This window comes from Lactobacillus sp. M44, from assembly GCF_058130005.1.
The window spans coordinates 222,198-243,929 of sequence record NZ_CM176707.1 but is presented as its reverse complement, the minus strand read 5'-3'; the positions used below and the strand labels follow the sequence as shown (position 1 = coordinate 243,929).

The 21,732-nt window shown below is 31.8% G+C and carries 15 protein-coding genes and 2 pseudogenes; 11 read left to right on the top strand and 6 right to left on the bottom strand.

The window, feature by feature from the left end; translation table 11 throughout:
• Nucleotides 1-4: 4 nt before the first annotated feature.
• From AC38BG_RS01290 to AC38BG_RS01260, 7 genes and pseudogenes are all read left to right on the top strand, one after another.
• Complete coding sequence (locus AC38BG_RS01290; RefSeq protein ID WP_489937376.1) at nt 5-253, top strand: hypothetical protein; 249 nt, start codon at nt 5-7, stop codon at nt 251-253.
• Nucleotides 250-887 (top strand): annotated as a pseudogene (locus AC38BG_RS01285) (class II aldolase/adducin family protein). The gene AC38BG_RS01290 and the pseudogene AC38BG_RS01285 overlap by 4 nt, the downstream one beginning before the upstream one ends.
• 223 nt (nt 888-1,110) lie before the next feature.
• Nucleotides 1,111-1,419 (top strand): PTS sugar transporter subunit IIB, encoded by a 309-nt coding sequence (locus AC38BG_RS01280; protein WP_489937375.1) that lies wholly within the window; start codon nt 1,111-1,113, stop codon nt 1,417-1,419.
• 20 nt (nt 1,420-1,439) lie between these two features.
• Nucleotides 1,440-2,675 carry a PTS sugar transporter subunit IIC gene (locus AC38BG_RS01275; protein WP_489937374.1) on the top strand — a complete coding sequence of 412 codons (1,236 nt, stop codon included), beginning with the start codon at nt 1,440-1,442 and terminating at the stop codon, nt 2,673-2,675.
• 16 nt (nt 2,676-2,691) lie between these two features.
• Nucleotides 2,692-3,024 (top strand): PTS lactose/cellobiose transporter subunit IIA, encoded by a 333-nt coding sequence (locus AC38BG_RS01270; RefSeq protein ID WP_489937373.1) that lies wholly within the window; start codon nt 2,692-2,694, stop codon nt 3,022-3,024.
• 1 nt (nt 3,025) lies between these two features.
• Nucleotides 3,026-4,483, top strand: coding sequence for a glycoside hydrolase family 1 protein (locus AC38BG_RS01265; RefSeq protein ID WP_489937372.1), 1,458 nt, complete (start codon nt 3,026-3,028; stop codon nt 4,481-4,483).
• A 23-nt stretch (nt 4,484-4,506) separates the two neighbouring features.
• The gene (locus tag AC38BG_RS01260) at nt 4,507-6,387 is read left to right on the top strand and encodes a BglG family transcription antiterminator (RefSeq protein ID WP_489937371.1); all 1,881 of its coding nucleotides are present in this window, start codon (nt 4,507-4,509) and stop codon (nt 6,385-6,387) included.
• A gap of 133 nt (nt 6,388-6,520) precedes the next feature.
• Here the strand turns inward: AC38BG_RS01260 and AC38BG_RS01255 are convergent, their stop codons facing one another.
• Together AC38BG_RS01255 and AC38BG_RS01250 are read right to left on the bottom strand one after the other, a co-directional pair.
• Nucleotides 6,521-7,942: an amino acid permease gene (locus AC38BG_RS01255; protein ID WP_489937370.1), complete on the bottom strand. Its 1,422-nt coding sequence runs from the start codon at nt 7,940-7,942 to the stop codon at nt 6,521-6,523.
• A gap of 53 nt (nt 7,943-7,995) precedes the next feature.
• Nucleotides 7,996-9,834 (bottom strand): pyridoxal phosphate-dependent decarboxylase family protein, encoded by a 1,839-nt coding sequence (locus AC38BG_RS01250; protein WP_489937369.1) that lies wholly within the window; start codon nt 9,832-9,834, stop codon nt 7,996-7,998.
• 776 nt (nt 9,835-10,610) lie between these two features.
• On the opposite strand from AC38BG_RS01250, the gene AC38BG_RS01245 reads away from it, so the two are divergent.
• The 3 genes and pseudogenes from AC38BG_RS01245 to AC38BG_RS01235 all read left to right on the top strand — a co-directional run bounded on the left by AC38BG_RS01245 (nt 10,611) and on the right by AC38BG_RS01235 (nt 14,158).
• Nucleotides 10,611-12,212, top strand: coding sequence for an APC family permease (locus AC38BG_RS01245; RefSeq protein WP_489937368.1), 1,602 nt, complete (start codon nt 10,611-10,613; stop codon nt 12,210-12,212).
• An 85-nt stretch (nt 12,213-12,297) separates the two neighbouring features.
• A pseudogene (locus AC38BG_RS01240) lies at nt 12,298-12,682 on the top strand (phosphatidylserine decarboxylase); the annotation flags it as partial.
• Between the two features lie 33 nt (nt 12,683-12,715).
• On the top strand, nt 12,716-14,158 hold the full coding sequence (locus AC38BG_RS01235; protein ID WP_489937367.1) for a basic amino acid/polyamine antiporter: 1,443 nt from the start codon (nt 12,716-12,718) through the stop codon (nt 14,156-14,158).
• 181 nt (nt 14,159-14,339) lie between these two features.
• Here the strand turns inward: AC38BG_RS01235 and AC38BG_RS01230 are convergent, their stop codons facing one another.
• Nucleotides 14,340-14,414 carry a type I toxin-antitoxin system Fst family toxin gene (locus AC38BG_RS01230; protein ID WP_489937817.1) on the bottom strand — a complete coding sequence of 25 codons (75 nt, stop codon included), beginning with the start codon at nt 14,412-14,414 and terminating at the stop codon, nt 14,340-14,342.
• Nucleotides 14,415-14,609: 195 nt separating this feature from the next.
• Nucleotides 14,610-15,977, bottom strand: a complete 1,368-nt coding sequence (locus AC38BG_RS01225) for an APC family permease (RefSeq protein WP_489937366.1) — start codon at nt 15,975-15,977, stop codon at nt 14,610-14,612.
• Between the two features lie 377 nt (nt 15,978-16,354).
• Here AC38BG_RS01225 and adhE point away from each other — a divergent pair, with 377 nt between their 5' ends.
• On the top strand, nt 16,355-18,952 hold the full coding sequence (gene adhE / locus AC38BG_RS01220; RefSeq protein WP_489937365.1) for a bifunctional acetaldehyde-CoA/alcohol dehydrogenase: 2,598 nt from the start codon (nt 16,355-16,357) through the stop codon (nt 18,950-18,952).
• Between the two features lie 65 nt (nt 18,953-19,017).
• Here the strand turns inward: adhE and AC38BG_RS01215 are convergent, their stop codons facing one another.
• On the bottom strand, nt 19,018-20,346 hold the full coding sequence (locus AC38BG_RS01215; RefSeq protein WP_489937364.1) for a C1 family peptidase: 1,329 nt from the start codon (nt 20,344-20,346) through the stop codon (nt 19,018-19,020).
• Between the two features lie 234 nt (nt 20,347-20,580).
• Entirely contained in the window at nt 20,581-21,669 is a 1,089-nt protein-coding gene (locus AC38BG_RS01210) for a site-specific integrase (RefSeq protein WP_489937363.1), read from the bottom strand.
• Between the last annotated feature and the right edge of the window lie 63 nt (nt 21,670-21,732).

Genomic DNA, 21,732 nt, shown 5'->3' with positions numbered 1-21,732 from the left:
AACAATGAATAAAAGGTTACAAAAATATTTATGGTTTTTATTGTTTACTGCGGCTTTATTAGGCTTTTATGCGATGATATATGTTCCTAATATTCCAATTATGATTTTAATAATAATTTTGGCAACGATAATTCATCTTAAAGGTAGTGAAACAATGTTCGGAAAGTTTGATCGTGAGCACAAAGCTCAAATAAAAGCATATAGAGAACGAATCATAAAATTACATAAATGCAAAGAAGGAAAATATAAATAACTGAAAAATTCATATTCGAAGATAAAAGACGTGATATGGCACGAGTAGCACATTTGTTATTTGAAAGAAATAGAACAAATATTGCTGGCGGAAATATATCAAAAAAAATTGTCCCTAAAAAAATTTTAGTTATGGAGAAACTCATATTGAAGCTGGACATCCATATATTATTATGACACCAACAATGATGTCAGAAGCTTGGTTTGGAAAATTAGAAGCGGCACAAATATTGGTTGTGGATTTTGTAACAGGTAAAATGGATGGATCTGGTCGATTGACACGTGAAACAAATCTACATGAAGAGGCATATAGAGCTGATCCAAATGTGACTGAAATTACTAAAGTTCAGCTAGGATTAGGAAAGATTATATGTTTACCTTATCGTGAAGCTTGCACGAAAGATTTAGCCGATATTGTCTATGAAGAATTGAAAAAACGCAATGGACAAATTGATAATATATTTTTGCTTAATAGTCATGGTGTTCTAATTACATCTAATGACTTGCATAGAGCCGCAATGACATTGGAAACCAGTGAATGGAATGCCGAAATTGCATATAAGCAGGCGATTTTTAAGGGCTTATCATTAATTGATGGTTATAAAACTTGTGAAGATAAATATGTGAGTAAATAGGTTTTATCAAGAAATGATAAAATTTAATATTGCATTTTAAAGTATAATATGTTGCTCACAATTAACATAATATTGAGTCATGGAGAGATAATTCATAACTCAATATTTTTTTATTTAAATTTGTTTTGCACCGGTGTAGTGCAAAACAAAAATGTAATGTATTAGCGTATTTTGAGAATATGTAAGTGTAAAGAAGTAAAAAATTATAAGGAGGATTTTTAAAATGACTAAGAATATTTTGCTAATTTGTGGATCAGGTGCTTCATCAGGTTTTATGGCAGCTAACATGAGAAAAGCTGCAAAAAAAGCAGGTCTTGATTATAAGATTAAAGCACGTAGTGAAGCAGAATTGGGTGATTATGCAGATTCTATAGATGCCTTAATGGTTGGCCCACACTTGAAAGCAGAATTTGATGCAATTAAAACCCAAGTCCCAACTGAAGTAAAAGTGATTTTAATGAAACCAGATTATTATTCTGTTTTAGATGGAAAATCTGCTATTGCTGATTTAAAAGCACAACTTGAAGATTAAAACTTTTTTGAGGTAGAAAAATGAATAGTTTTATGAATTTTTTAAATATAAAATTTGCGCCCAAAGCGCAAAAAATTGCGAATAATGGATGGATTGTTACTATAAAAAATTCAATTCTTGAAGTATTACCATTTATTTTTGTTGGATCATTCATAACTTTATTAAATATTCCATTGAATTTTTGGAAATGGTGGCCTGATTTATCACCTATTAGTAATTTTACTTTTGGGCTAGTTTCAATATTTATTGCATTTTTGTTTCCATTTAATTTTATGGAACATAAGAAATTAAAAAAACAGAGAATAATTGCAGGACTATCATCGGTTGCTTTGTTTTTGATGTTAGCTAATCCAACTTGGGATAAAACTGGTTCAATTATTTCTTATCAATTTTCTGAACTTGGTGCGGGGGGAATGTTTGTAGCACTAATAGTGGGGATATATACTGCCTTAATTATGGAGCTTTTTGGAAAGTTTTCATTTTTTAGTGATGAAACATCGATGCCTGATTTTGTAATTGCTTGGTTTGATTCAATGCTCCCAATTACTATAGTTGTAGCTACAGGTTGGTTATTAGCGGATATTTTACATTTTAATTTTTACCAATTAATAATTACAGTCTTCGCTCCATTAGCTAATTCTTTAGATACCTGGTGGGGATTTACATTATTTCTATTCTTTGATTGTTTTATTTATTCTATGGGTATCTCAGGTTGGGTTTTAGCGGCAATTGATCAACCAGTAATGTTAGCAGGAATTGCTGCAAATGCTAGACAATTTGCAGCAGGAAATGCTGCTACACATATATTTACTAGTGAGTTAGTTTATAGTTTTCCTTGGATTGGTGGGGTAGGATGTACATTGCCATTGGTTTTATTGATGTTATTTGCAACTAAATCAAAGAGAATGAAGGCTCTAGGAAAAGCATGTATTTTACCATCTATCTTTAATATTAATGAACCTGTTATTTTTGGTACTGTAGTATGGAACCCATATTTGATGATTCCTCTTTGGCTTAATGGAATAGTATTACCATTAATTACAGTATTTTGGTTCAAGGCAGGCTTATCGCCAATACCGCACTCATTAATGCAAATGTGGTATATTCCATTCCCATTTGTAACATGGATAGTTAGCCCAGCTATAAGTTCAATGATTTTAATAGTGATCTTGTTTGTGATTAGCGCAGCAATTTGGTATCCATTTCTTAAGGTATATGACAATAGTTTGGTAAAAGAAGAGGTTAAAGATGCTTAAAAATAAGGAGAAAAATATGAATGAAGATAAATCCGTTAAAGATACGATGGATATAATTATCAATGCAGGGGATGCCAGAGAATTGATTTCAAAAGCTTTAGACAATGTTGCTGATTTTAACTATAAAGATGCTCAAAAAAATATGGAAAAAGCAAAAGAAAAGTTATTAATGGCTCATAGATTGCAAACTGCTAAACTTCAAGAAGAGGCTGAAGGTAAAGAAATAGAGTATTCAGTTCTTTTTACTCATGCCCAAGATACGCTAATGACAATTAATAGCGAGTATAAATTGTCAGCTCACTTAATTGAAGTATTTAAGAAAAGAGATGAAAGAAAAGATGCCAAATAAAATGCGAAAAAATAAATATCCATGTTTTCCAAAGTCGTTTTTGTGGGGAGGAGCTCAAGCTGCTAGTCAAGCTGATGGAGCATATGCATTAGATGGTAAAGGACTAAACTCTTCTGATGTTCAGCCATTTTTAAAAGGGTTATCAAATATAGAAATTCAAGAAATAGAAAAGAATGGAATGACATTAAATGAAGTCAGAAAAAATAGTTTAGATAAAGATAGGTATTATCCTAAAAGGAATGGAATCGATTTTTATCATACTTATAAAGAAGATTTAAAATTATTAGCAGATGCTGGATTTAAAACTTTTAGAACATCTTTAGATTGGTCGAGAATATTTCCAAATGGTGATGATGAAAAACCAAATGAATTGGCCTTACGGCATTATGATAGAATGATCAATTATATGTTGGAACTTGGAATTGAGCCAATTATAACAATGAATCACTATGAAACTCCAATAAATATTACATTGAAATATGGCGGGTGGCCGAATAAGAAAGTTATACCTATGTTTGAAAAATTTGGTCGAACTTTATTAGATCGCTTTTCTAATAAAGTAAAATACTGGATAGTTGTAAATCAAATTAATATGGTTCAAATTGAACCTTGGTTGTCAGTCGGTGTTGCTTCCGATCAGTATAAAAATGAAGAAGAAGCATTATATCAAGCAATGCATAATCAAATTGTCGCGGCAGCTGGTATTCAAAAGTATGCAAAATCTTTAAATAATTCTAATCTTCATGTTGGAACCATGGTTGCGGATGGAACTGTTTATCCTGCAAGTAGTAAGTCAGATGATGTTGTTTTGGCCATGCAACAAAATAGAATGCAATATTTTGTTACAGATGTCCAGTTTAGAGGAAATTATCCGAAATTTGCTAAAAACTATTTTGAAGATAATAATATTCACTTAAATATCAATAAAGATGAAATGAATCTTGTTAAAGATAATCCAATGGATTTCTTGGCAATATCTTATTATTTCTCTAAAATGGTAGATTCTAATAAAAATAAATATATTGTAAATGACACAAGTGATAATCCGAATTTAAAGAAAAGTGATTGGGGCTGGGCAGTCGATCCACAGGGTTTGTATAATACTTTGTCACAATACTGGGATAGATATCAAAAGCCAATTATTATTGCGGAAAATGGAATAGGCGCATATGATCAGTTGGATAAAAATCATCATGTTCATGATACATATAGGATGGATTATTTATCAACACATATTGAACAAGTAAGTAGAGCAATTCATGATGGTGCTGATGTAATTGCATATTGTGCATGGGGTCCAATCGATATAGTTTCTTGTTCATCTCAGCAAATGTCCAAAAGATATGGCTTTATTTATGTTGATCTTGATGATGTAGGACATGGAAGTGGTAATAGATATTTAAAAGACAGTTATTATTGGTATAAAAATGTAATCGCATCAAATGGTTCACAAATTTAAAACTGAAAATGAGGTGATTGTCGATGTCTAAAAGGAATATGCTTTTAAATTATTTACAAAAAAATACCAGTTGGCATACATCTCAAAATCTTGCTATTCAATTTGGAGTTTCAAAACGGACAATAAAAAATTATATTTCAGATCTAAAGCATAGTAATTTTAAAATTGAATCAAGTTCTAAAGGATACCGATTAGTAATAAAAGGAACCAATACTAATCCTTTCAAAAGTTTACCAAATACACAAAATGAAAGAGTTAATTTCATTATTAATCACTTAATTAATAAGTCTTCTAAGTTGAATTCTTATGACTTAGCACTTAAGTTATTTGTCAGTGAATCTACAATTTTACAAGATTTAAAATTAGTTGCTAAAAAAGTGAATCGCTTTAATATACAATTAAATAGAGGTGGTGACTATTGGTATTTATTCGGTGATGAACGAGAAAAAAGACGATTATTAAGTTCATTAATTTATGAAGAAACAAATGGGACTTTTATGAATAGAAGTATTATTCAAAGTAATTTTCCCAATATTAACGTTAATGAATTAAAAACTATCATTATAAAAATTTGTAATGATAATAATATTTTTTTGAATACTTTTGACCTAAATAATGTATTATTACATTTTTCTATAGTTATTAGCAGATTAAAAAGTGGTTATACAATTAAAGTAAACAATGTATCACAACATATAAAAAACAAACAATATATTGATGAATTGTCCTCACAGATAATCCAGAAAGTAGAAGAAAAACTTGCAGTAAATATTGAAATACCTGATCAGATTGAACTCGCTTTAATTCTACAGTCTTCAATATCTAAAAGTAATAAAATTGAAAATAAGATTAGTAAAGAAGCAAAGGAACTTGTTAATGATTTAATATCTTATGTTTGGAAAAACTATAGTATCAATTTAGAAAGTAGCAGTTTTCGTGATAGATTTTCTTTGCATTTGGATAGATTAATAGACCGAGCAAAAAATAAAAGACCCGAACATAATCCGATAACTAGTAATATCAAAATTTCTTCACCTACTATTTATGAATGTGCTGTAATTATAGCACATAGGATTAGTGAAAAAATAAATATAAAAATTGAAGATAGTGAAATTGCATATATAGCTTTACATATAGGTAATGAAATTGCAGAACAATTAGTTGATAAACAAAAAATATCAGTATTGATATTAATTCCACAGTATTATGATAATTCAGCAATTCTTTCAAAGAAGTTAGAAAAAGAATTTTTTAGTTCAATAAATATAAAAGGAATAATCAATGATCCAAGTCAAATAAAAAATTATAGTCATAAAATTGATCTTCTTGTAGCGGTAAATTCTAACTATAATGATAATAGCATTAGTACTGTAGGCATATCCCAGTTTTTTGTAACAGCTGATATTCAAAAGTTATACATCGCTATTACTACTAAGCAACATCAACTAAAGAAGGCAAGATTTCAAGCGCAATTATTACAATTTTTTGATAGTAGTAACTTTATTAAAACCACTAAAATTAATAATTATAAGCAGGCATTTAATATAATTTCTAAAAAATTTGAAAAACAAAGTATAGTAAAATCTGATTTTAAAAAACTACTTTATCAACGTGAAAAGATGTCAAGTACAGCTTTTGGTAGAATAGCAATCCCACATTCTTTAGATATGACATCAAGAAAAAGCCAAGGTTTTATATTAATTAATCCCAGGGGCATTAAATGGAGTGATGGTAAAGAAGTATATTTGGTAATAGCATTAGCAATTGACCCACTGAACAAGCAATTATTTAGGAATGTTTTTGATGAACTTTCTGATATAGTTACTGATATAAACAATGTTACACAACTAATTAATTGTAAGAGCTATAGTGAATTTATTATAAAATTAGTTGATTTATTATAGTGAAATTATCTAATGGCTGATTGTAGGAGTTTTGATAATAGATCTTTTAATATTAGGTATGCATAATAAAAAGGTTGATAATCCTCGTTCTATTTGAACGCTGATATATCAACCTTTTTAAATATAATATGGGTTAATTAGTTGATTTCAAATCATCTTGTATATCTGTAATCCAATCGCTCTTTTTTCTTCTGAATATCCAGAATGGTAAGAGTATAAGCACAATACTTACAATTGCAACAATGAAGAAGTCAGATAAAGTACCAACAGCAAATGTTGCTATTAATGTTATACATATTGTCAAAATAAGCACAATAGAGATAAGCCATGCAGTAAAATCATTTCCTACTGTGAAACGGCTAGTTAGCTGTGGCATTTTCACACGCATCTTAACAAAGCCGATAGCCATAAATACATAAACTGTACAATATAGTACATTTGTGGCGTTAACTAAGTTTAAGAAGGCTTGATTGATGCCTGGTACTAACAAATATACAAAAGCAAATACTGAAATAACTATTGCTTGAGTATATAATACTGACTTTGAATCACCATATTTATCAGTTTTCCAGAATTTGAATTTTGGTGGAAAAATACCTTCTCTAGCGCTAGGTATAATAGTCTTTCCAGGACCAGAAATCCATGCAGATAACTGAACACAGACACCTATAAAGACCAAAATACTAAAGACATTATTAATCCATGAAGGCATTCCTAATATTCTATTATAAATAATAACTGGTTGCACAATATTATTAAGATTTATTTCAGATGATGATACAACAGATGCTTCTAAGAAACCATTGACTAAGTTAATAGCAAACATGAATATTAATGTTGCTATGACACCAACAGGATAATAAGTTACCTTTTTCAATCTAGTTATATACACAGAAGATATTTCTATTCCTGTAAATATAAAGATTATTGGTGAAAAGAATGCTAATGATTTCATATTCCCAGCATTAGGAAGTAATTTATTAGGTGAAAAACTTCCCAAAATAGAGTTAGGATGAATACCTGTCTTAATAACGGTCCATATACCTAAACCAGTCATAATTATTAACGGAATGTAAATACCTATCCATGCACCTATTCGACCAGTTATTTTTGCCATATCGAAATGCATATTTAGGAATGTCATTGTCCAAAAAACAACAAGAATTACAATTAAAGTAAATATATTACTTTTACCCAAATCAATTCTGTTAATAGCTGTTGCTAAAAGTGGTGGAAGTGCAGAGGCTACCATTACCATACCAGGAAACATGATTGCCCATAGTAACCATGATGTAGCAAATCCAAAATCTTCACCTAGAGTTTTATTAACCCAGAGTTCAGGACCACCTTTTTCGGGGAAAGTACTACCGAATTCACCGGCTATCAAACAAACTGGTAAAGCAAATAAAAATGCAGCTACAAACATGAAGAAAATCATAGGCCAGCCAGATCCGGCTACATCAGGAATATTACGTATACTTGCTGCTAAAGCAATCGTCATTCCAATAAATGTACCTAGTCCAACCTGAGATACTTTTGAAGTTTTGCTCGACATTTTAAGACAACCTCCTTTATAATTTAGTAAATTTATTCATATTTGTACTAAAATTATAAAATTTGGTTTAGCTTTTCTTTCATTGAAGCACTAATGCCATCAGTATATTTCTTAAATAATTTTGTATCGTTTAAGAATGGTGTCATAATTGCAGCTCTTAATAAAGTTACTGAACCAACATTTTCCCAATCACTCTTCTTGAAGCCTATCTTTTCAATAAAAGGTACTGGGGAATCACCATAAGTATTTTTATCAAAAATAGTATGTGAGGTTAAGAATAAGTTTGAGTATACATGACTGTCATAGAATGATGATAAGTCAAATATCTTTTCATTAAGTCCATTAGTTTTTTCTAAACTGGTTTCGCCATCAATTTTCAGAACCCAATCAACCATGTTAAAATCAGGATTATCTAAAGGATATGCTCTAACAGTTTTTCCTTTAACTTCAAATTTAAGATCTTTCAAGAAGTCACGGAAGCGTTGTGCTGCTTCAATAGAAGCACCAATTAAACGACCGTACCCTGTTACATTAAGAGGTAAAGTACGATGAGCTGCCCATACAGCAGCTGCAGTGGCGCCACCTTTTGAACCACCGATAATGTAAGATCCCAACATATCAGGAGCTTCGGCAGTTTTCTTTTCAAATACATAAGGTGCAAAGTAAGAAATTACATTACGCATACTTTGATATTTAATAGCAATACCACCAGCATCATAAGGAACATAACCCATCTTGTGAGGATCAATAGTACATGATTCAGCATCTTTGATTGCTTTGTAACTATTATAAACATGTTCTGAAATCTTTATTGGGTAATGGAATACGTTATGTTTTTTAAGCATTTCACTTAATTGGCTGTATTCAACAAAATTACCATTTTCATCACGAAATAGCGCACGTCCATAGCCACCATATGCTGCATCAACATGAAGGTAGAAATAAATTCCTTTCTTTTCCATTTCATTTCTGAATTTTACAATTCTATCAACTTCATCAATTTGTCCTTCCTCAGTGGTACCTACTACAGCTACAACACCTAAAATAGGAGTCTTTTCATCAGTTAATTTCTTTATAGTTTTTTCTAAGAAATCAACATCCATTCTATAATCACTTTTTACAGGGATTTGAACCATTTGGTCTAATCCAATACCAGAAATATCAAGTGCTTTTAACCATGAATAGTGCTTAGTATATGGAACTAATACTTTACCTAACTTAGGAATGTTTTTACCACTTCTGGAAGAATGTGCTTTGATTTTATCAATTTGATCTGGAGTAAGTTCTTTCAAGATTTGAAGAACCTTTTCGACAGACATGTTAAGAAGTTCCCAGTCACTTAAGCCTTTTACTTTTTCTGGAACAACCTCTCTGAAGGCTAATGGCATGGATTTAAATTGACGCATGTACCATATCCCTTCTAGGTTGGCAATAGATCCATCGTGGGTTAAATGTGCCCATCCATTTTTGAATCCTAATAAACCAGCTAAATCTTCACCAACTTCTGCTTCCATCTTAGAAGTAGCCATAGAACACTCTAAAGTTACATTATTAGCATTCCAAAGCATTGCTTGAGAATATGCAAGCATAGCAGGTGTCAAAGTATCGGAAAGCATTTGTCCCCAATATCTACCAGCTGACATCCAAGGAACACTGCCTGCACGTAAGCGATGATCCATTTCATCTAATACTTGATGTTGCTTTTCTAGGGAAGCTTTATAGTTATCTGATGATTTTTCATCATCAGAGATAGCAGCAACATCTTCTGGAATATAATTTTTTCTCCAACCTAAGTGACTAACTATTAAACGATTTAACTCTTTTGTATAATTATCACCATTTTCTGATTTATCACCAATAAAAAGTGATTTAAAATCTACGTCTTTGTCCATGGAAATAACCTCCTTTTCCATAAATATTTGATAAGTTATAACTATAATGAATTTATAGTTAAATAATTGGCGGTCTAATGACATAGGCAAATAGGGTATATACCAAATACTTAGAGAATATCTTATTTAAAAATGTCATTTATTTCACCCCCCCATTTTTGAAATAAAGGAATATTTACACTGATAATATAGCACATATTTTTTGATGATGATTATTAAAAATGTGACAAAAATAGTTATATTATTTATTAATGTTAACGATTACTAATTTTAAGAATATATATAAATCAAAAAAGTGTATAGTAAAACAAAAGTGAAATAAAGCACAAGCATAGCTTTTTTAAGGATCTTTTTTAAAATAAAGCATCAATATTTTGCAAAAAAACTTGACTAAAAATTGGATGATAAAAATTATTCGAAAATTATAATATTCTTTAAATATATATAGCTGGTAAAATCGGTGTTATTAGTCAATATTTCAAACAAATAACCAAACAACAAACATTTTTAGCTAATGACCGCACTATAAATATTCCTAATGTTACTTAAAAGCTAAAACAATGCTAGTAAAAATAATAAATACACCTGTTAATTAATGATAATATGCACATTTATGTAAACAAATGTTGTCAAAACAACAATAAGCTAGCTTTTAAATAATATTCATATAACAAATATTGTATTTATATTTAACATATATAATTATTTGTGATTTAATGAGCTTGATTAGGCAAAAATAACTAGTGTTATTTTCTTATTGAACGAGGTGAATAATTATGGAAGATAGTAAAGCTTCTAAAAGCTATGTTTCTGTTTTCACACTAGCGCTAATGAATGTTGCAGTAGTAGCAGGATTAGGTAACGATGTTCAACAAGCATTTTATGGTTTGTCATCAGTTACATATTTTGCTATAGGTGCAATTTGTTTCTTTATTCCAACAGCATTAGTTGCTGCTGAACTTGCTAGTGGATGGGGACAGCGTGGTGGTATCTTTCGCTGGGTTGGTGAAGGATTAGGTAAAGGCTGGGCTTTTACTTGTTTGTTAATATTATGGTTTCAGACGATGCTGAACTTTGGTATGGGAATGCCAAGTTATGCTGCGACCATCTTATTTTTTACACCAAACTATAATGCTGCTGTGAAATTTGCGCAGCACCCAAGTCATGAAATATTAATAATGACTGCATTTATTATTTTGTATTGGATTTTAGCTTACTTTGCCACACGAGGAATTAAGGTATTTTCTAAGATCGCAAAGTATGGTGTTATCATCGGGACACTAATTCCACTTGCATTAATGATCATATTGACAATTGTGTGGGTAGCTCAAGGTCATCAACCAGCTATTCCAATAACTCCTAAAGGATTAATTCCTAAATGGAATGGAATGGGGACACTAGCATTAGCTGCAGGGGTCTTTTTCTCGTATACTGGTATTGATGAAAATGCTGCTTATATTAAGAAATTAAAGCGTCCTGCAAAAGACTTCGCTGGTGCAATGTTTATTTCAATTATTGTAGCGTTCTTAATCTTCGTAGTAGGTACATTGATTATTGCAATTATAATTCCAGAAAAGCAGATTAACTTGCTGTATACTCTAGCATCTGTTTTCAGAGAATTAGGTGCAACAATTGGTATTCCTTGGTTATATATGGTTTTAACTTGGACTAACTTATGTAGTATGGTCGCTTTAGTCATTACTAATTTATCAGGTCCTTCGTTTATGTTAGGTCAAGCTGGTGGTAGTGGATTTTTACCAAATTGGTTCCAAAGAAAAAATGCACATGGTATGCCATCACACTTAATGTTTACGCAAATGGCAGGAATGACAATTATTGCATATCTAGTTAAGTTGATCCCTAATGTCGAAGGATTCGTTGTTTTAGTAACACAAACTATCACTATTTTGTACATGTTTTATTATGTATTGATGTTTACTACATTTTTGAAGTTGCGTCATGATCAACCAAATCGCCCAAGAACATTCAGAATTCCTTGGGGAGAATTTGGTGCATGGTTAGTTGCAGGAATTGGATTAATTTCAAGTTTCTTTGGAATTGCACTAGCAATTTATCCACCTGCACAAGTTAAAGCAGAAGTTGGATCTCCTATAGTTTACGTTGTAACAATTATTGCTTTAGTTGCAATTATTCTTTTGATTTGTTTTGGTATGTATCAAGCTTCTAAAAAACACAAGGAATGGGTTGATAAAAACAATAAGTTTGCCCCATTTACTTGGGAGATTGAAGGCTTAAATAAACCACAAAAAGTAACTTCAAATGTGCCAAGTAGTGTAATGTCTAAAGGACAAGACCCTATGGGATTGCCAATTAAGAGACCTTATAAGCCTGATGCACAATATAGTGAAGAGAAGTAGTTGATTATTAAAGTTAAAAGATCCAAGCGTTGATAAAAAATTTGGCTTTACTTCTTGGGATGACTTCTTCACTCGTGAATTCAATCAAGGTATTAGACCAGTTGCCGCAAATGACTCACAAGCATTTTTGACTTCAACTGCTACAAGAGCTGTAATCTTTATTAAAGCTGATAACCCAAAGATTGGCTTGATGTGTTTTGTTGCAGTGGGAATGTCTGAAGTATCAGGAAATGAAATAACTGTTAAAGTTGGTCAACATGTGAATAAAGGTGATCAATTAGGGATGTTCCACTTTGGTGGGTCAACATGTGAATAAAGGTGATCAATTAGGGATGTTCCACTTTGGTGGGTCAACACATGTTTTATTGTTCAGACCTGAAGTTAATGTAGAATTCAATTTACATGGTCAAAATGCAGGACTTGATACACACAACATCAAAGTTAAAGATGAAATTGCACGAGTTAATTAATGCATATTTCTAGCTAGAAAGTCAGGTGGAAATATGTCAAATTCTAAAACTAATTCAAACAGAAAAATTGGCCTATTAGGGCTAGTTGGCATGGTTATTGGTGCGATCCTTGGTGGTGCTTTATTTGATATTCCACAAAATATGGCTGCTTCATCATCACTAGGTGCAGTAATAATTGCTTGGGTAATTACTGGTATTGGAATGCTATTTTTGGCATATACTTTTAAGATATTAGCTGAAGAAAAGCCAGACTTGAATATTGGTATTTATTCTTATGCTCGTCAAGGTTTTGGCCGTTATGTAGGATTTAATTCTGCATGGGGATATTGGATATCAAGTGCAACTGGTAATGTTGCCTTTGCAGTTATGTTAAATGACTCATTAGGGCGCTATTTTCCAGTATTATTGAAACACCAACTGCCAACTGTTATTTTAGGTCTTGTATTAATATGGTTTTATAATTTTTTAGTATTAAATGGTATTAAAGAAGCTACTATCGTAAATAGTATTACAGTCTTAATTAAAGCTGTAAGTATAGTAACGATCTTAGTTTGTATGGCGATCTTTTTCCGTTTCCCAACATTTTTTACAAGTTTTTGGGGACAGGGATTACATTTAGGTAATTTAGGAGCACAAATTAAGGCACCAATGCTTGTTACTTTGTGGGCATTTATTGGTATTGAAGGTGCGGTAGATATTTCTAATCACGCCAAACACCCTCAAGATGTTGGTAAAGCAACGGTTATTGGTTACTTTACAGCGCTAATTGCCTATGTCTTACTTAGTATTTTAGCTTATGGTATATATAAGCAACCTCAATTAGCGACTCTAACAGATCCTTCAACTGGATATATATTAAAGAATCTATTAGGTTCTTGGTTTATTGACTTTGTCACAATTTCGGTAATTATATCAGTTGGTGGTTCATGGGTTGCTTGGACTTTAATGATGGCGCAATTACCTTACGCTGCCGCTAAGGGTAATGTTTTGCCAGAATTTTTTGGCAAAGAAAATAAAAAGAAAGTTCCAACAACTTCTCTTTATATATCAAGTATTCTGATGTCATTGTTCATGTTTGTAGTTGTTACTGCAAAGAATGTATATCTAGCAACAATTGATATTACTGGTGTAATTTTGCTGCCATCGTATTTATTAAGTTCTATGTATTTATGGAAAGCTGCTCAAAATAAAGAGATATACCAAAATGATGATTCTAAACGTATTAAAGGGATGCTTATAGGTATTGCATCAACAGTTTATTGCTTGTGGTTATTATATGCAGCAGGACTAAATTATTTGTTAATATCAACTATAATTTATGCTGTTGGTATAATTTTCTTCTATTTAGCACGAAAAGAACATAAAAAAGCTAATGAGAAAATATTTACTAAATGGGAATTGATATTAGCTATTGCAATTTGTGTTTTGGCTTTAGTATCAATATATTTACTAATCAATAATAAGATTAAGTTCTAGGATTGATGCTTATCCTTAAAGAAAAATAATGTTCCAAAGCACATTAAGTATGGTATACTAAATGTGCGTCAAGCAAAAAATGATTGTTATCATAGGACTCAAAAAACCTTATCCTGAGACGATAAGGTTTTTCTTTTCACTTCTTATAATTTAAGCGTGAGTGCTGGGAGTCGACTATTAGTCAACGATCATTGTGGTGATTATCCAGCCAATAATCAAATAACCTTAAAGTTATTCCCACAATAAAGTGGTGCAATGACTGTTGAGAAAATGATTGTTATCATAAAACTCACCTCCTTTCAATTGGAGGTATAATAGTCGATTTAATAAGTATATCAGTTAAATGGTTACGTAAAAAAGCTGACACTGAAAATTTTTTGTATTAAAAGAACATCAAACAGTTTAAAACTGAATGATGTTCTTTTTTCTTTATATAACATTTTTAGAAATATTATTTTTCTCTATGTTTATCTAATAGCTTGTCTTCAATTATGCGCTCCTCGTCTTCTAAACGAGTTATCTTAGGATGCCCTATAAAAATATATAATACCGCAGCAGTTAATGCAGCACCAAACCCAACAACTAAAGTCTTCCAGGTGAAGTTAGTAACCATGTAAGTAGATATCAACAATGCTAAGATTGGAATTGTGTATCCACCAGGTAAGCTAAAGCCATGGTTTGGAAATTCTCCAGTGTGTTTAAACTTGATTACCGCAATAATTGATGGGACATATTGAATAAATGAAGCAAGTACAATACATGACACTAAGAATATATATGATTGAGTTACTAAAAATGCACAAACTACAGCAGTCATAATAATTGCTACCCAAGAAGCTTGATATTTGTTCTTTTTACCAATCCATTTAGGAAGCATTCTATGTTCTGTTGCAAGTGATGATAATAACACAGGGGTATTAAATGACGTTGTGAACGCCACACCTAAGATACTTAATAAAGTACCTGTGATAATGAACCCAAACCCCCATTTACCCGCAAAAACTTTTGCAGCATTAGCAATAGGAGTGGGAAAATTACCTGTTTTACTACCTAAAATACCAATCACTACTAGCATCATGATTGAATACAATACACTCACGCAAGCCATAACACTGATTAAAATTCTAGGGATATTTTTTTCGGGATCTACCATTTGTGCAGCTGCAATAGGTATAAATGAAAACCCACTAAACAAATAAAATACTACACTAAATGCATTACCGAAATGTTTGAAAAATGGACCAGCTCCACTCATTGCACTTGCAGGAACTACTGGTGTGAAGTTTGAAAAGTGAATGAAAAATACACCTACAACAATAAATAACAAAATAGTAGCTAATTTAGCTATTGAAGAAATATTATCAATGATCTTTACTAAAGTTCGACCAAAGAAATTAATAATTGAAAAAATAATGATTAATCCAAATACTGATGAATAATAAACAATATTATTATTAAATATTGGGATAAAGCTTTTTAGCGTGGTTAATAACGCCACGATTTCGGCGGACATAGTACAACAGCCTAAGAACCAGGTAAACACGCCTAATTCATAGCCTGTGAATCTACCAAAAGCATTATAAGAATAAATCCAAGCGGCCCCAGATGCAGAAAATCTGCTGGCTAAATCGGCATAACATAACGCAATCATACTAACTGTGATTGCGCAACAAATTAGAACTAATACACTAAGTAAGTTCATATCTTTATAAATAACTTGTGGCAATAGAAAAGCTCCGGAACCTATGATCCCGTTGATCCCAAGAAAGAACATCGCCGAAAATGAAAGTTTCTTAGGCTTAGATAAGCTATTTTTCATAGCAGTTCACCTCATAACTTTTTTATATATGCCGTTTCTCTCCCTTTAATAATACCACAGTCTAAGTGAAACGCTTAGCAATATTACAAACTAAGTGCTGCAAGTTGGATTACATGGACAGTTATTTTATATTTTAAAAATTTTTCCACCTTGAACTTTAATACTTTTCCACTTATTTGCTTTAAATAAAGTTATATTTTTCACAATATATGAAAAATAATAGCGTTTTCATTTTAAATATATCAGAATGCATGATGCTTCTGCAAAGTTTGTGCAATGAAAATATGTGAAGTTATTCTCTTTATTTTTAAAAAATATGAGTTATACTAAACATTGTAAAATATTTCACAATTAATAAAACTTAAGGGGTATGGACAATGACAGCAAAAACAATGCAACCTAAAAAACAAGTTGATGTTAATCAAATGGTTGACGAGCTAGTTAAAAAATCTCATGTTGCTCTAAATCAAATGGCAAACTTCACTCAGCAGCAAGTAGATAAAATCTGTGAAGCAATTGCAACAGCAGGTGAACAAAACAATCTAATGCTTGCCCAAATGGCAGTTGAAGAAACTGGTCGTGGTGTTGTAGAAGACAAGGCTATTAAAAATATGTTTGCAAGTGAAAACATTTGGAATTCATTGCGTCATGAAAAAACTGTTGGAATTATTGAAGAAGATAAAGAAAAGCAATTAATTAAGATTGCAGAACCAGTTGGTGTTATTGCAGGAGTAACACCTGTGACTAATCCAACTTCAACTGTAATTTTTAAATCAATGATTGCTTTAAAAACTCGCAATACAATTATCTTTGGCTTTCACCCACAAGCTCAAAAATGCTGCGTAAAAACTGCTGAAATATTGGAAGCTGCAGCAGAAAAAGCAGGTGCTCCTAAAAATAGTATTCAATGGATCGAATATCCAAGCATTGAAGCAACTAATGCATTAATGACTAATCCTGGAGTCCAAACTATTTTAGCAACTGGTGGACCTGGTATGGTAAAAGCAGCTTATTCATCTGGTAAACCTGCCTTAGGAGTAGGACCTGGTAATGGTCCATCTTATATTGAAAAGACAGCTAATATTCCAGAATCTGTATATGACATTGTTTTATCAAAGACGTTTGATAATGGTATGATTTGTGCTTCTGAAAACTCAGTTGTTGTGGATCATGAAATCTATGATCAAGTAAAAGATTTATTTAAATCATGGAATTGTTACTTCATTAAGCCAAATGAGTTAAAGAAATTCTCTGATGGATTTATTGATCCAAAGCGTGGCACAGTTCGTGGGCCAATTGCTGGTAAATCAGCATATGAAATTGCTAAAATGTGCAATATTGATGTGCCAAAAGACACTAAGATTTTGATTGCTGAGTTAGATGGTGTAGGTAAAAACTATCCATTATCTGCTGAAAAACTATCACCAGTCTTTTCACTATATAGCGCTAAGAGTCAACAAGATGCCTTTAAGATTTGTACAGATTTATTAAATTATGGTGGACGTGGCCATACTGCTGGAATTCATACTAGCGACCAAGCTTTGATCAAGAAGTTCTCACTTGCAATGTCTGCTTGCCGAATTATTGTTAACTCACCAACAGCCTTAGGTGGTGTAGGTGATTTGTACAACAACATGACACCATCTTTGACGTTGGGGACAGGATCTTATGGAGCTAATTCTTTATCACATAACATTTCAGCACAAGATTTATTAAATATTAAAGTTGTTGCAATGCGCCGTGACAATATGCAATGGATCAAGGTGCCTGCAAAGACTTACTTTGAAAAAAACGCCGCAAATTACTTACGACACATGCCAAATGTGGGTCGATTCTTTATTGTGACAGATGAAGGGGTTACAAAACAAGGCTTTGCAGATGAAATTACTGATATTATCAGTAAACGTCGTGACAATAAAGAATATGAGGTCTTCAAATTAACTGGTCCGACAACTAATGTAGTTGCTGACGGTGTACATAGAATGCAGATCTTTAAACCTGATGTTGTAATTGCATTAGGTGGTGGCGCTGTGATGGATGCAGCAAAGGCAATGCGTCTGTTTTATGAGAATCCTGATATGAGTTTTGAAGAAGCATATCAAAAATTCCTAGATATTCGCAAAAGAACGGTCAGATTTCCAAAAGAAAATGAAATTAAATTAGTATGTATCCCAACTACTTCAGGATCTGGATCTGAAGTATCACCAGTCGCAATTATTCAAGATGCAACAACTGGAATTAAACACACATTATGTGATTATGCATTAAGCCCAGATGTATCAATTGTAGATGATCAATTTGTCCAGACTTTGCCTAAAAATTTGATTGCTCAATCTGGTTTTGAAGCATTAGGGCATGCAATTGAAAGTTATGTTTCAACAATGGCCACAGACTTTACTCGTGGGTGGTCATTAGAGGCTATTAAGTTGATTTTTGATAACTTAGAAAAGTCTTATAACGGTGATTTACAAGCAAGAAACAGAATGCATGATGCCGCAACTGTTGCCGGAATGGCTTATGCAAATGCATTTTTAGGAGTAGAACACTCAATTGCACATAGCGTTGGCGCTGCATTTAATGTACCAAGTGGAATTACTGATGCGATTGCACTACCTCAAGTCATTAGGTTTAATGCACAAAAGCCATTGAAATTAGCAATGTGGCCACATTATTCTGTATATCGTGCAGATGAAGATTATGCTTCAATTGCCAGATCTCTTGGTTTAATCGGAACTAAAGAACAATTAATTGAGGGATTAGTTCAAAAAATTATTGATTTAGCTCATGCGATGGATATTAAATTAGCATATTCAGAATATGGTGTTGATGAAGATAGTTTTGAAAAACAAGCTGATACTTTGGCTATTGAAGCTTATGGTGATCAAAATACTGTGACTAACCCAGTAGCTCCAAAAATCAAACAAATTAAAATTTTGATGGAGCAGTGTTTAACTGGAGCAAATGTCGAAAAGTAAAAAATCGCAAACAAAAATCGGAACTTTTAAATAAGCTCCGATTTTTTCGTATAAACAAGTATATTTTAGTTTGGATTAATCTTGTTCCAATATGGTAAAACAATTGGCTCTTTGTCAAGTGCAGCAAGTTGAGTATCATTCAAGTACTTTTTATTGACTACTACTTCATAAGTATATGCATTGTTCCATTCATTAGACATCATGAAGTAACCATCATGACCAACTTTTGAACCCCAAGAGTTTTGAATCTTCCAATTGATTGGCTTACCATCTTCTAAATCGACTCCGCAAATTAACATTGCATGTGATGGTAGACTCTCATGGTATTCAAATCTGCTAGTCTTGTCATCATTTAAGTCAATTCCTAAGGCATTCTTCCAATCATATACTCCTGGAGCTAAAACGCCTTGCTGTTCACCATAGCCTTCTTGCAATACATCGCATTCAAACCACACAGGTTCGTTATCTTTCAATTGCTTAATCGATAACTCATTAAGTGTATCCATGGGCAAGTTCAAGTAACGATTGTGAACACCTTTAACCATATTATCAGCAAATTCAATAAAGTAAGTTTGATTAAATGGATAATTTTTACCTGGCAAGTTCAAGATCTCTACATAATCATCTAGATTAATCTTAACGAATTTTTTAAAAAATTCTTGTGGAGTAATTGCACCTGTTGAGTGAAATTTATTATCTTTATCACGATATTTATAATTGAATGTTTCAGGTGGAGTACCTAGTGATGCAGAAATAATATTGTAGTTTTCTGCATTCATTTGTTTTACAGTACTCTTAATATCGTCTTTTGAAGCGTCGTTATTGACCATTTTACGCAACTTGATAGCGTCTGTTTGCAACTTGCGAGTTAAGACAAAGTTTAGTTCAGAAGTATTAACACTAACTGAAGTTTCGTCCATTAACGCTTTTGGAACCACACCATATTTTTCAAACAAACTAACTAATTGATACCAATCACCACCATCTTGTTCAGGAGTGGTTAATAACCAATTGACTCTGCGGTTAGATAAGGGCTTTTTTGCAGTATCAATAATATTTTGATAGAAGTAGTTTGATTTTTCTAATTTGTCATAAAAGAAAACATAGTTTGGAGATAACTCCATGTTTTTAATATTAAAGTCTTTTTCGATATGGTAGCGTAAAAAGTTAAGTGCTGAAAAGATCCAGCAACGTCCAGATTTCTTTTGGTCTAAGACTTTATCTGAATCAACATCAATTGAAAAAATAAAAGGTTTACTATCAATTAAAGTTTGATTAGTAACAGATTTTTTCAAACCGTTTTTCATCACAGCATTTTGTACAGCCTGTTTGTGTGAGTTATTAACAAACTCATCTCTCATTTGTTTGAGAACTTTTATCTTTAATTCTGGCATTTTAAATCGTCTCTTTTCTTAAAATAAAACCAGTAGGTTTAAAAATAATATTGTTTGTGAATATTTACACTATTAATATAACACTAAATGAAATTGCTTTCACTAGTAACAAAAAATGTATCTATTAAAAATAGATACATAATTAATTATATATAAAAAATGCCAATTATTGGCGCGCATACTTATTGGTATATCAAGCTTTATAGTACTTTTTGCGTCAAACTTGCGTCAATATCATAACTCACTCAATTTATCAGTTATCAAGCTGTCATTTTTTGCCTTGTATTCATCAATCAAATAAGAATAAGTATTCAATGTGATTGAAACGTTAGAATGTCCTAACCTTTTGCTAATTGCATAAATATCAACGCCCTTACTTATCAGATATGCAACGTGTACATGTCTTAATGAATGAAAGTGAAACCCTTGCTTACTAATATGTTTTTGTTCCATAATATGATGTAAGCACTTATTAAGGGCGTTGCTAGTTGGTATAGTTCCTAGTGCATTTCTAAATATCATAATTGAATTATTAGCTTTTAAATCATCCAAGCAATGAAGTAATTCGGGATTAACTGAAATACTTCTTTTACTAGAAACGGTCTTGGTTGGTTTGAAAGCCTTTTTTTTATCATCCCAAGATCTATTAATATTAATAAGTCCGTGTATTTCGTCTATATCGTTCCATGTGAGCGCCTGTATCTCTTCTTTACGCATTCCTGTATAGATTGCTGTTAATATCATGTATCGGCTCGTATTACTCGGATTTAAGCCTTTAATCAAGGCTTTTTTTAATGTCTTAATTTCACTAATATTTGGATATTCAACTTTAACTTCTTTATCTTTGTTATGTGTTAGTTGTACATTGTGCGTAAAATTTTTGGTTAGTATGTCATCATCAATCGCATAGCTAACGCATTTACGGATTGCACCATTTAGCTTCTGAACACTTATAAAAGCATGGTCTTTACCATACCAGTTAATAAATTTCTGATAGTCTAGCCTTTTGATAGTCCTAATTTTAGTATCTTTGAAGTAATTTTGTATTACTCGATAAATAATTAAATATCTATGTTTAGTAACATCAGAAAGCGAGCTATTGCCCTTATAGGTTTCATACCATCGCTTATAATAATCAACCAAGCTAATATCTTTTAAATCAATATTGAGTTTATTTAATTCTCTTTCAAGCTTATCTGAGGCTTTTAGTGCATCTCGTTTCAGTTTAAATTTACCTGCTGATTTTTGATGTCTATTGCCGTCTTTATCATAGTAATAAGCATAACCATAGTATCCATTACTTGTTTTCTTTGTATAACTCATAAATTATTTACCTCTTTCAATTTGTACCATTGGGGAGCGTGGTTAATGTAATGAGAATAAATA